The sequence below is a fragment of the Aureimonas sp. Leaf324 genome (assembly GCF_001423245.1).
Taxonomy (GTDB): domain Bacteria; phylum Pseudomonadota; class Alphaproteobacteria; order Rhizobiales; family Rhizobiaceae; genus Aureimonas.
Genome location: NZ_LMOH01000029.1, coordinates 20,539 through 33,083 on the forward strand (window position 1 = coordinate 20,539; position 12,545 = coordinate 33,083).

A 12,545-nucleotide genomic window follows, 5' to 3' on the forward strand; every position below is an offset into this window, starting at 1 on the left:
CTACTCGCCCTGCTTCTCGCGCCGCGCCTCCAGCTCGAAGAAGGGTAGGCCACGGACGACCTCGCCCGGAACGTCGAACGACTTGTAGAGGCATTGGTGGACCTGAAGCGCCTTGACCCGCTCGGCCATTTCTGCAGCGCCCCCCGTCAGCCCCAGTGCAGAAAGCTCGGCAGGCGTGACATTGGGTACCTTGTGGACGAACCAGCTAAGCAGGGGCTCGCGATAGTCGGTCGCGTTGACCTTGAAGTGACGGAGATATTGCGAGGCCAGGATGACCCCGGTCCCAAATTCGCGACCTTGCAGGAGGAGCTTGCGCAGGACGTCGAACTCGTACCGCATGATATTGTCGGCCTCGTCGACCAACAGGTAGGAATCAACGGCGCGGAGTTGAAGATCGCTTCCAATGAATGGCCGCTTGGGCGTCCGAAGCATGTTTTCGTAGAACATGTTCAGCATGACGGCGACGAGCATGTTCTTGCTGCGATCGTCCTGACCCAGCGCATCAAGCGAGATCACGACAACACCGTCGAGGAATGTGTCGAACGACTGGGTCTCGCTCGTTTTCGAGGCGAACACCTCCATGTCGACGAGGTCGTCGATGATCGCCATGGGCGAATCCGTCTTGCCGTCCAAAAGCTCGGCATAGGCTGAATGAACGTCGTAGAGCGTCGGCTGCTGGCCAGGGAGACACCCATCGTAGGCGGCGCGCACGGCCCGCTTGAGCTTGTCGCGCTGGACGGGCCCGATGCCAGTGTAGATCTTGTCGAGTACGTCCGCGAAGAAGCGAAAGCGGTCGAGCCATGGGGCCGCCGCCTCACCGATCGCGCTAGTGTCGAATAGGTTTAGAGGCAGTCGGTAGGGCTTCACGACGCGTGCGCCAGTCGCCTTGACGAATTCTGGGCTGCTATAGTCGCGCTTGTAGTCGAAGATCAGGAACCGCGGCCGGATGCCCCGGTTTGCCTCCGATGCATCCGAAATCTGCATGATCAGCGACTTGAGAAGTTGCGTCTTCCCGGTGCCGAGATCGCCCACGACGCCCATGTTGAGCTGGTTCAGGCGGGTGTCGGATATATTCAGCGTCACCTCGCCGGGACGGAAGCTATCCACGGTCGTGCCTATCGACAGGACGATGCCCGTCGACGCCTCGTCTTCCGCCACAGGTAATGCCGGCGCGGGCGCTACAGGCAATTCCGGCACCACCGAGACGTCCCTGGTAGCCCGATTTCCCATCTCTGCTGGCGGTACGTCGGTGGTGTCGGTCACGTCGGGATCGAGGTGCGGTTGCACGACACCGGTCGTGAACGCGCGAGCGGTCGGGAACAGGTCCCACTGCCCAACCCTTGCTCTGACGCTGTCATAGAAAGCCAACGGGTCACCGGCGACAACCTGTCCTGCTTCAGCGCTTCCTATCGTAATGGTTTCGTCGAACCCATCGTCGTCGCGATCGCGCACGCCACTTCGTGGGCTGTCGTCCACGATGATGAGGCGCCCGCGCTGGTCGACCGACACGCAAGGCAGTGGATCGAGGATCGCTGCCGCAATCCGCTCGTGGAGCAATGACCACTGCGCCTCGCGTCCGACGACGTCGGGATGCTGGCTGTAGACCCGCATGCCAAAGCCGATGATCGAGAGAAGCAGGTGCTGAAATCCCAGCGCCCACGCGACCGGCTGGCCCTCGTGGGGGAGCATATTGGCGAGCAGGCGCGAGAAAGTCCGGGCCTGTTCAAGGGCATCGTTCACCTCGGAAGGCGGGAATACCGAACCCGGGCGGCACTTCACCTCGACTGGCGTAAGGTGGATCCGGACGCCATCAGCTCCGAGCTTCACACCGACCACCAAGAGGTCGGGACGCGAAAGCGACGCGTCTTTTCGGTCCTTGCTGAGGGATTTTGCTAGGTCGGAGAAATACCCTCGGAATGGGTCGACGGGAACGATGATGCAGACGGTGACGTCCTCGCCCGTGCCGTCGATGACGGGGACAAGGCTCTCGCCGATGTTTGAAAGGCGAAACCGATCTTGGAGCAACCGAACGGCGACGAACAGGCCAAGATCACCGGTCGCCCCAGCATTGTCGCCTGCGAGGCCCCTGATCGTCGGGATGCCGCGACGCGCGATCTCAAGCAACACGTCCTGAACTTGGTTGGGCTCGATCGCGGCGCATCCTGGTAGGCGACCGAGCGCCTTCGACAGCGCCTCGCGATCTGCCTGCTTGACTCGCGACAGGAGGTAGTAGCCGTTGGTGTCGCCCGCCCGGTGGGAATAGGACGGCATGTCGTAGTCCCACAGATATGCATCCTCGAGCCAGCCGCCCATGAAGCACGCGGGATCAATTGCCGAGGAGGAGACGGCAACGAAGTCTGTCCGGCGCGTCTCGAGCATGTCGCGCATGGCGTTGACGTTGGGTGCGAACCGCATGCCCGTACGGCGATCACCGAGGCTCTCCATAGTGCAAAGGCAGGCGGAAACCTTGTCGGCTAGGACATCACCCGAGGCTGATCCTGCGAGCGACTGGCGCGTCTCGCTCAGGAAGGCACCGGGCAGCTGGCGCCGGACACGATGGCGCAGCAAGCCGCCATGGCCAAGTGGTGATCGCCCAGAAACTGGCGCCGCGCTCGGTTCCGACATGTCGAGTTGTGCAATGATCCCAAGATCGGGTCGCGCAGTGACCGGCTGGCCCTCGAACCAACGCACGCTATTGCGCGTGTCTTCGGACAGGTTGGCGATCGTGGCATCGTCGGGCCGGGAATCCCCATCCCGGTGGTCGTAGATCTCGACGAAGCGCGGCCCTGCCGCCTGTCGCGGCGCACGACTGTCGCCATCGCGATATCGATCCGAGCACCAGCTGATGAGGCCCTCGTTGCAGGTATCTGTGGTGCCCCCCGCGCTGGCCACGACGACCCCGATCACCGGCTTTGCCGCGAGCAGGCCCGACACGTCCTCCAACGCGCGACCAACCTGCGCGGCGCTAAACCCGACCGAGATGCCGCCAACCGAAATGCCGAACCCCTCGCCAAATGGGGCAATCCGCGACCGGCTGGGAAGGCGACCGAGCCGTTCGCCATTCCATAGGACGGACCAATAATCCGTGCCGTTCTCGACGGCGAGGAAATCGACCTTTTCGATGCCGCCGGGCGATCGGAGCGACAACGTTAACAGGTCGGGGACGCAATCGGGATCAAGGACGCTGACCGCGGGGCAAGGGTTCCCGCTGGACTCGGCTTCTAGGAGGACACTCTGCGCTACCGCATGCCAAGCGAGGCGTTGCGGGTGGAGCGGGGAGAGCATGATGGCGTCGGGAATCCGGGAGATCGTCCTGCGATCGTCCTCCAGGGAGGTGACGACACCGACGTCCACCCAGCAAGCCACGTCGGGTTCGGCTGCCAACCAGGCTTGATAGGCGTCGAGATATTGCTCGACGAGCACGCGAAATTCCTCGTCGGTCGCGAGCCACTTCCCGAGTTCGGCAGATTCAACCAGACCAGTTTGGTCGCCGGTGCCGCGGATGCGCGCGGCCAATTTCTGCCTGCTTTCCACGAAGCCTGCTGGCGGTTGGAATTCCGCGGCGTCCGGTCGCGGATCTTGGAGGAACCGCCCCGTGGAGAAGACCGGTCCGGCGCCCGTGCCCCACACGGGCTGGACCCAGGCTTCCACGTAGTCGTCGGCAAGCACGATCGGCAAATAGGACCTGCCAGCAGAATTTTCGGACAGCATCCAATCTTGCAAGCTCGAGGAGCGCGCGCTTCGGTTAAGCTGTACGACGGGCTTAGCTTCCGAAGGCTCGATCGCACGTCGATTTGCCCGGATCAGCCTCTCGAACTCGCTCCGGCAACCTTGCTCGACGACATCCTCTACCGCGAGGAAGATGCGGCACGTTTCATGCGACGTGGAGCCGTCGGCAGCGGGGCGGCTGAAGCCAATGTCGATCTGGTAGTTCGTCTCGGCCTCGACCTCGACCTGATGGAAGCCCTCGCGCACCGGCCGGACAATGAGTTGCTGGATCGCGTCGATGCGATCTTGCGCATCGTCCGCAGTGCCCATGGCGGCAGCGTCCAGCACGACGCCCGGGGACGTGAAGACCAGCAACTCATATCGACCGCCGCCGGGCACGACGAGGCTAGTCTCTAGCTCCGGGGCACCCTTCGCGCGACGCGTAGGCTTGCGTGGCGGCGTGAGCTTCCGGGCAAGCCGGCAGGCGACGAAGATGCCGGGCTGCCACGTCGCCAGCGATACGACCTTGATAGCGCCCGGCTTGAAGCCGTCGGCAGACGCCGCATAGCGGATCGGCGCCTTGTGCCCCGGCGGTGCCTCGTCTAGGAAGACGGCCTCCTCCTCGCCGACACGAACCTCGCCAAGCTTGTTTCCCTTGCCCCGTTCGATCGACACAACCGTGCCCGAAGCGTCCGGACCGACTGTCTCGAACGTGAGGGCGACATTCCCCTCCACGAGGATTGGCATCCCCTTGGCGAGAGGAATAAGGGCGTTCGAGCACCCCATGCGGATGTCGCCCTGCGCTGCGGCATCCTCGGTCAACAATTCCGACCACTTCTCGGTCGTGAGCGCGCGCCACCAGTCGGGCGCAACAGGTATGTCCAACCCGTTTCCAGGCGCATAATATGCGGCGGTCGCCCGCTCAAAGGCCGTCGGGAGATCGCAAGCGTCGCGCAGGTGGGCAAGGAACGCGTCCAGATGGCCGCTATCGCAGTCGCTGGCATTTTCCTGTGCGCGACGGATGCCGGGCCCGAAGCCATCGGACATAGCGTCGGCAATCTTCTCCAGGACCGCCACTTGCTCGCGGGATGACACCGTTCCATCCCGCATCGGCGGCATGCCGCAGGCAAGGCTTACCTGCTGGCCGGGCGTGATCCCTGCCAAGCCTGGCACCGCGGAAAAGAGGCGCGACAGGACCTTCCAGGCGGCCGCGCGCTGCGTCCGCTCTGGATCCATTTCGTCCGCTGCCGCGGCGGCTTTTCCTACCAACGCGCGTGCATCATCGCGCTGCTGCTGGTCCTGTATGCCCGCGAGGCCGATGCCGGCCCGAACCAAGTCCTGGATAAACTCGTCCGACCACCAATCTTCGAAGGGTACGCTCCCACCATTGTTGGCCGCCGCAACGCCGAACTCGTCCGTCGTCGACGTCACCGAGCGCATGCTGTGTTGGCCAGGGGGCACCAAAGCGAGGAACGTGGGCTGCGAAGGCGAATTTCGCAGGTTGAGCAGGTGCGTGTCGTCGCAGCGCCCGGACATCCCAACCGGCGGGTTTTCCTCGCCGATCGCCAAGCTCGGCAGCTGAAGCAAGATTGGTACTTGGGGCCCCGCGTCGGTGGGCACGGTCAGCAAGTCGAAAACTGTGGCGAGGATTTCCCGTTGCGGGCCGTGGAAGATCAACCGCACCTCGCCCTGGTCGCCGCCAGGCGATTGGGCGAGCTTGTCGCGGATGAGGTCCGCGATGGTGGAGGCCAGACGGTTCATGCAGGTTCTTCCTGGCGTTGTGGAAACGGTGGCACCAACAGCATCCCACTTTCCGCATCCGGGCTATCGAGCACCAAGCCAAGCATTCGCAACTGGTGGCCTAGGTCGTTCGTAGCGATTTCGCGGTAATCGACGATCGCCCCATAACCGGCGAGGTGTTGCGAAAGTCGCCGCACTGATCGTGGGCCTGTCGTGCCGGCCAACGAGCAATGCACGAGCGCAAGCACGCTGACCGGTCCCAGCCCAACAACCCATGGACTCGAGTTGCTCGTTCCCCGCTTTCGTAGGGAAAAGCCCTGATCATAGCCGCGCAGGACCGGGTTCGCGGCTTGCCGCTGGCCGAGCACGTGGCGGGCGAACTCCATGATGTTCGAACCAATGCCCTTCTTGCACAGCAGCGTTCGCGTTTCGCGCTCGGACACGTCGGCAAGCACGTCGCGAAGGCCAGTCGCCTCCACCTTCGCGGCATTCGCGCGGAGGAGATTGCACACGTCGGCTAGTCCCCTCGCAGACGAAAGCGATGCTACCTGGATGCCCGCCGCTTCAAGCCCCCAAAGCGTCGTATTGAGGCCGAGCCGAGCCTGCAAGAAGGCAGATGCCCGGTCCTTGATACCAGGCAGAGCCCGATCACCATATGATAGGAACTGGAAAGCCTTGGGATACATCAACGCGCGTGCCGCGTCCGCGTCCGCCGGCCCATTCCCATCGAGCGCCGCCTTGATGCACTCCCATGATTTGGCATGGACGTCGCACAACCACGTAACGTGTGCGACGGCCGCGAGCCGGACTATCGCCTCGAGGAGGCTCGTCCACTGGCGCCGCGTCATTGAATCCTTGGCGTCGATGATCGAGCCAAGGTCCCGGACGAAGCGCCGTGCAGGATAGTCGAGGCTTTCTCGGTCTGTCGGATCGAGCAGCGCCTGTTCGGCCGAATCGACAGCCGCCCAAGTCGGCTGGGGGCACCAAGCCTCGATTTCGGCCTGCAGGAAACGCGCGAAGATGTCGTCGTCGTCCGTGATTGATAGCGCCCCGAACAACGACTGCCAGATTGCGGCGGCAGATGCCTTATCTGGCGATCCCAGCCACACCATCCGCCGGATCAAGGCGCCCGCTGGCCAGGAATTACTGCTCAGTCGCGCCGATCCGGAAAAGACCGCGGCCTGCGGCACTAGCGGGGTAACCTGGACGAACCGCTTCGACGATTGGTTGGGGAGCTTCGGGCTTTCCAGCACCGAATGGAGCAATGTGTGGAAGGTGTCGGCATCCACCGCGGCGGTATCCGGCTTGCGCGCACGGTCACGATACCATTGGACTTCCTTGTCGAGATCCCTCCCACGCTGGGGCACCGTGCGCTCCGTCGCGCCTTCCAGGCCGGCATGGCGATACAGGGACGACAGGATAACCTCGGAACTCGCATATTCCGGCGCCGGCGACATGGCGAGCGCCGAGTCTTGGTAGGCACCATGCGAGGTACGCCACGGCTCTTCTCGAAACCTTGCAAGCGTCATCGGCCACCATCCTTGCGGATGGCGAAGCCTGATCGCCGTTGGACCACCGAAATGCCGCTAGATCCAATCCGGATACGCGCACGATCCAACACAAGCTTGTCTCGGACAATCGGACCCGAAAGCCGCGCGCGCGTCGTATCAAGCATGGCGAGGACGGCGCGGGGAAGCGAGGCCACCGACATGCCCTTCTCGAGTTCCTTCACCGCCTTGAACAGATCGTAGGTCAGCGCGATTGGCTGCCCCGATCGGCCATCGCCGACCTTTAGGAAGCAAATGGGGGAAGCCGGTCTTCCAGCCTGCTCGGCATCGAGCGGCTGGACAGACCGGGACGGCACGACCAGTGTCGCCCGCCGGATCATGGGTGGCAGGGGCTGCCCGAAAGTCGTGGTCAGGGAAATCTCGAAATCTTGGTTTCGGTTCAAGAGCTGCTCGACCTCCTGTGCTACGTCGAACAGGTCATCCCCTGCGGTGTCCTCGATCACTCTCTGGAAATTCCTGAGGATCGGCGCGTCGAGCACGGCAGCGGTCCTCGTACCAAGCGCGCGACGAACGAGCCGGCAGGCAAAGTCGCGCACGAAGCGCTGGACATTGGTGGCGGAAGCGGGCCGCCGACGTCGGACGCCACCAGCCGAAAGCTCCGCATCGAGCTTGGCCAGACGCTCGAGCAAGTCGACCTCGAGCCTCGACAGCACGTGCAGCTTCCGAATGTAGTCGAGGCCTTCCAGAACCGACCGGCTGAACCTGACATCGAGCTCGCGGAGCGCAAATCGCGTATTCTTCGTGGCCTGCACTTCCGTATCCGGGTCGGTGAGGGCGGGGTCGAGCAGCTCGGCAACGCCTTCTAGCGCGCTTCCGATCATGGCAGGCAGGTAGGCAGTACGGCGAGACGTGAGGAACCACTGCAGCCCCATCGCCGTGTTGTCGTCGTCGAGCTTCAGTTCCTTGATGTCCCGCAGGAGTGCTGGGCCAGCATCTCGCTCCCAGCGGTGGAAAAGCGCATGCTGATATTGGGACGCTACCAGCTGGAAGATCGCGGTCGATTGATCCTTCGCTGGCTTTCCGCCGCGGCGGGCGATCTCGTCGAGTCCGGCCATCCTCCCGGCCCATTGGCAGGGCGCGAGGCTCGCTTCACGCGGCGACACGCGATGCCCGGCAAGCAAATAGGACGCCAACGAGAAAAGATCACGGAAGCTCCAGCGCTTCCCGCTCGCCACTTCGAACCATCGCAGTATTTGGAGAAGCGACGTCTCTTCGCGTTCGCGCGCCAGACGTTCGCGACTTCCGCAGAATGGGCAGGACGCACCACCTGCGCACGAGCCCAGTGCTGGCCACTTCTTGTCGTCGAGCGCCGTGCGCAACAGGCTCCGCGCGGGCTCCTCGCCACCTGCGACAGGCGTCAGCAACAAGGATTCAGCATCCATTGGCCATACGGCCACTTCGGCAAAGCCAGCAAGGGGCCAGCAGGAGGGCGCGTCCGGGGCGAGGCTGACGGCGCGCGTAACGGCTTCCAACAAGCGGCGCGATGCGTCCCGATCATTGTCGATCGCCTCGATCAGGGCATCGTCGAGCACGCCGCGGTTCACGCAGCACAAATATGCCTCAGTCGGGCCCGCCGCTTGCATCTCATCGAGTTCATCGAGCAGCAGTTGCGCAGCTTGCTTGCCGGTCGTGCCCACCACTGCCGAGGCGTCCTGCACGATCGACAACCCGAGCGTGCGTGAACCGGGGCCAAGGTGCGCAGTATCCACCCTGACAAGCCGCGGGACGGGCGTGCCCTCCGGCGGGAAGAAGGATTTCTTGAGTTCGTCGGCGATCTTTCCGCCGGCGGCGAGTGCCGAGTCGAGCCACCCCACGGTCGATTCGATCGCCTCGGTCTTCCCATTCCCAGGACCGCCGACGAGCAACAAAATGCGGGGGACGCTGCCAGGCCCGGCAGCGATCGATCCAGCCCAGGCTTCGAGCCTGTGCAGCAGGTTCGTCTCGAAAACCATCTGGCCCGGCCGACCGCTTCCAGCATCGAATAGGCGGCGCACGCCGCCCGACCGGTTTCCTGACCAATTCAAGAGTTGCGCCGGAAAAGGCGCCTCGATCGCTTCCCCCATCATCATACCCTCTTAGGCCGTCGCCGCGACTGCGCGGTTAGCAGCTCGATCGCCAAACACGGATTTCGTGATCGCGACTTCCTGGAGCAGGTTTCGGACAGCCACGCCGATTGCCCGGGCGAGATACGGCGGCACCGCATTTCCGACCTGCGTGTAGCGCGGGCATTCCTTCGTTCGACGGTCGCCGCCAGTCGTGAACTTGCCCTTGAACTCGAACCAGTCCGGGAAGGATTGTAGCCGAGCAGTCTCGCGGACCGTGAGTATGCGCGGCTCGCAATAGTGAAGGATGTCGTCAGGCAGCGTCGTCACCGTAGGTGCCGGCTCGCCGCTCGCCATCGGATAGATCCGGTGCTTCTTCAAGCCGTAGGTTTTGCGGCTTTCATCATCCATCCTCACGCCCTTGCGACACTCGACGATAATGCGGGCAAACCGTTCCCGCACGTCGTCCCGGTGCCGGGCAAGCCGCATGCTATCCATCTTACCGTCGCAGCCGGCCTGCATGAGCCGCTGGTACGTCGTCGTCGGCTTGGAATATCTAACCTCGCGAAATCCTCGGCCGGATTCCGGGTCAGTGCAATCGACCATCGTTCGACCGACGGTCTCCAAGTCCGACAAGGCGCTCGACGCGCTGACCGCCTCGGGAAGTCCCAGCTCCTTCAGTTGCGCGAGGCGTGCCTCCTCTAGCAACTCGAACATTCTTGCGATGCCGCCCTCTAGCCACTCGCACAGGTCCTTGCGGATGCCGACGGCAATGAGGCGCGAACGGCGTTGGGGCACGCCAAACCGCGATGAATCGACCAGCATCGCTTCCATCTTGTACCCAGCGGCGTCGAGGCTATCGACGAGCTTGTCATAGAAGGACTTCGGTTTCGCAAGAGGCTCGCCCGCGACGGGCAGCTCGACGACGTTCCTGCGCGCATGGGCGACTTTCATCCCGGGCACGTTCTCCAGGATCAGCGCTTGCGGCTGCAGCGCGTCGACAACCTCGACGTACTTTTCGAACAAGAGGTTGCGCGGATCTTCCTCGACGCGGCGACCGGCAAAGCTGAAACCCTGGCACGGAGGCCCCCCCGCGAGGACGTCGATCTTCTCGCGGAGCCCGACCAAGTCGGCCTTGTGGCGGGCGAGCAATTGCTCGATGTCCCAGGCCTGTTTCTCGAGCCAATTCGGCCAGTCAAAGGCATGTCCCGCCGCAGGCTTTTCGATGAAGTTGGCAGAGAAGGTTTCGAACGCCATGGGATCGCGCTCGATGGCGAATTTTCCCTTCAGTCCAGCCTGGGACAGCCCTAGCGACAAGCCCCCGCACCCTGCGAATAAATCGGCAAAACTATATGACTTCATTGGCCACAAAATACCTCGTTGGCTTGCAGGCTATCCGGCGAGGCTAGCTTCAAGTCTCGTCTCTCGTGTCCTGGGAGATCGACACCCAGGCCGGGCCCAACCGGCGATGTCGTCTCGACGTGCTACGTCCCGCACTGAGCATAGCAACGTCGCGGCGATCCTACCAATGTGAACCGCCACTCGCCTGAAGCTCCCTGGAGTGCTGGAACGCCAACGATTCGGGGCGACTCCGGCGAGCTAGATTCCCGATCTTGCCTGGTAGCTGCGGCGGCGGAGCTGGGAACGCCTTCGATTTGCCAATCAGGAATGGCCTGATTCGAGGGACGAGGTATGGTGACGCATAAAAGCTTCTCCTCGACCAGATTCCTGCGCCCCGATGCCCAGCGTCATTGGCGAACTCGATGATGTCGCTCGCCCGATGGCGCAGGTTCTGGCCGATCTCGGAGCGACGGGGGATGCCAGCGCGGTGGCACAATGCGTGCGCTCTACCACTCTATGCAACCAGTACGATAAGGTCAGAAGTGACTGCCGGGCGATGCTCATCCCCATAGCCACACCGAGCGTATTTGACGCAGCTCGGGTCGCGATCAGACGTACGCGGATGCAGAACTCGTAGCGGAAAATGCAGAACTTTGGCGTTCGGCACACTCGTGCTGGGAAGGGGATGGTGCGGGCGGTCGGACTCGAACCGACATATCCGTGAGGACGGCGGATTTTGAGTCCGCTGCGTCTACCAATTCCGCCACGCCCGCAGCGGGCGCCGCCTTGGCCGCGCCGCGATCCTCTTGCCAGAAAAGCGTGAATGCGTCCATAGCGCCCCGGCAGGCGGGCGGCGTGACGCGGCGGCATCGGAGCGGAGTTTCCAAAGGCATGGCGGGGCAGGTCACATTCCAGGGTCGCACGGGGTTCCGGCAGACCCTTTCGGCAGCGTTGCTCGCGGGCGGCATGGCGGCGACGGTCGGGGGGGCGCTCCTGTTCCAGCACGTCGGCGGATACATGCCCTGCGCGCTCTGCCTCGAACAGCGCACGCCCTACTACATCGGCATTCCCGTCGCGCTGGCGGCGCTCGTGGCGGCAAAGCTCCGTGCACCGGCCGTCGTGACGCGCGGCCTCCTTTTCGCGGTCGGGCTTCTGATGCTCTGGGCGGCCGCGCTCGGCGTCTACCATGCCGGCGTCGAGTGGGGGTTCTGGGCAGGGCCGGCAGACTGCGCCGCGGCGGGCGCGGTGGATCTTTCCGTCGATCTCCTGTCGTCGATCGATGCGGTGCGCCCGCCCTCCTGCTCGGAGGCGGCGCTGCGCCTCCTCGGCGTGTCGCTCGCGGGCTGGAACGCGCTGATCGCCACCGTGCTCGCGGCGCTGGCCCTGCGCAGCGCGCTGGCGCGGGGCGATCGCTTCGCCTGAACGAGAAAAGCCCGCCGACTTGCGTGTCGCGCGGGCTTTTATTCGGCTTCCAGTTCGGTGTCCCAGTAGAGATAGTCGAGCCAGCTTTCGTGTAGGAAGTTCGGCGGAAACTGCCGGCCGTTGTTGTGGAGGTCGTGCACCGTCGGCTGGTAGGGCGTCTGGTGCGGGTGCATCCCGGCGTCGCGCGGCATCAGGCCGCCCTTCTTCAGGTTGCAGGGCGAGCAGGCGGCGACGACGTTTTCCCATGTGGTGAGGCCGCCGCGCGAACGCGGTATCACGTGGTCGAAGGTCAACTCGTGCGGCGAGCCGCAGTACTGGCACTGGAAGCGGTCGCGCAGGAACACGTTGAAGCGCGTGAAGGCCGGGTGCCGGGCCGGCTTCACGTAGGACTTCAGGCACACGACCGAAGGCAGCCGCATCGAGAAGGTCGGGCTGTGAACGGCCCGGTCGTATTCGGCCAGGATCGTCACGCGGTCGAGGAACACGGCCTTGATCGCGTCCTGCCACGACCACAGGGACAGCGGATAGTAGCTCAGCGGGCGATAGTCGGCGTTGAGGACAAGCGCCGGAGACAAGGAAGACGGCACTGCGATCGTCAAGGAGCTTCTCCTTCACGCAAGGCAGAGGTTTCGCAAGAACGGGAGCCGGTTTTGCGAAACCGTATGCTCATGCACGTTTCATATGCGTCACCTTTATCGTGGCCTATCGTGTCGCCTTTGTGAAG

6 protein-coding genes and 1 tRNA gene are annotated in these 12,545 nt (G+C 63.7%); 1 reads left to right on the plus strand and 6 read right to left on the minus strand.

The features are described 5' to 3' along the window. The 5 genes from ASF65_RS19340 to ASF65_RS19360 all read right to left on the minus strand — a co-directional run bounded on the left by ASF65_RS19340 (position 1) and on the right by ASF65_RS19360 (position 11,172). Positions 1–5,469: a hypothetical protein gene (locus ASF65_RS19340; protein ID WP_055893080.1), complete on the minus strand. Its 5,469-nt coding sequence runs from the start codon at positions 5,467–5,469 to the stop codon at positions 1–3. Further along, a complete protein-coding gene (locus ASF65_RS19345; protein ID WP_055893081.1) occupies positions 5,466–6,977 on the minus strand; it encodes a hypothetical protein in 1,512 nt (503 codons plus the stop codon). Before ASF65_RS19345 ends, ASF65_RS19340 begins: the two co-directional genes overlap by 4 nt. Continuing rightward, positions 6,974–9,082 carry a hypothetical protein gene (locus ASF65_RS19350; protein WP_244486847.1) on the minus strand — a complete coding sequence of 703 codons (2,109 nt, stop codon included), beginning with the start codon at positions 9,080–9,082 and terminating at the stop codon, positions 6,974–6,976. Before ASF65_RS19350 ends, ASF65_RS19345 begins: the two co-directional genes overlap by 4 nt. Before the next feature lie 9 nt (positions 9,083–9,091). Continuing rightward, complete coding sequence (locus ASF65_RS19355) at positions 9,092–10,420, minus strand: DNA cytosine methyltransferase (RefSeq protein WP_055893087.1); 1,329 nt, start codon at positions 10,418–10,420, stop codon at positions 9,092–9,094. A 665-nt stretch (positions 10,421–11,085) separates the two neighbouring features. Beyond that, positions 11,086–11,172 (minus strand) — tRNA-Leu (locus ASF65_RS19360). Positions 11,173–11,290: 118 nt separating this feature from the next. Here ASF65_RS19360 and ASF65_RS19365 point away from each other — a divergent pair. Continuing rightward, positions 11,291–11,821 carry a disulfide bond formation protein B gene (locus ASF65_RS19365; RefSeq protein WP_055893089.1) on the plus strand — a complete coding sequence of 177 codons (531 nt, stop codon included), beginning with the start codon at positions 11,291–11,293 and terminating at the stop codon, positions 11,819–11,821. Between the two features lie 38 nt (positions 11,822–11,859). Here the strand turns inward: ASF65_RS19365 and ASF65_RS19370 are convergent, their stop codons facing one another. Next, a complete protein-coding gene (locus ASF65_RS19370; RefSeq protein ID WP_055893092.1) occupies positions 11,860–12,420 on the minus strand; it encodes an HNH endonuclease in 561 nt (186 codons plus the stop codon). Positions 12,421–12,545 lie beyond the last annotated feature (125 nt).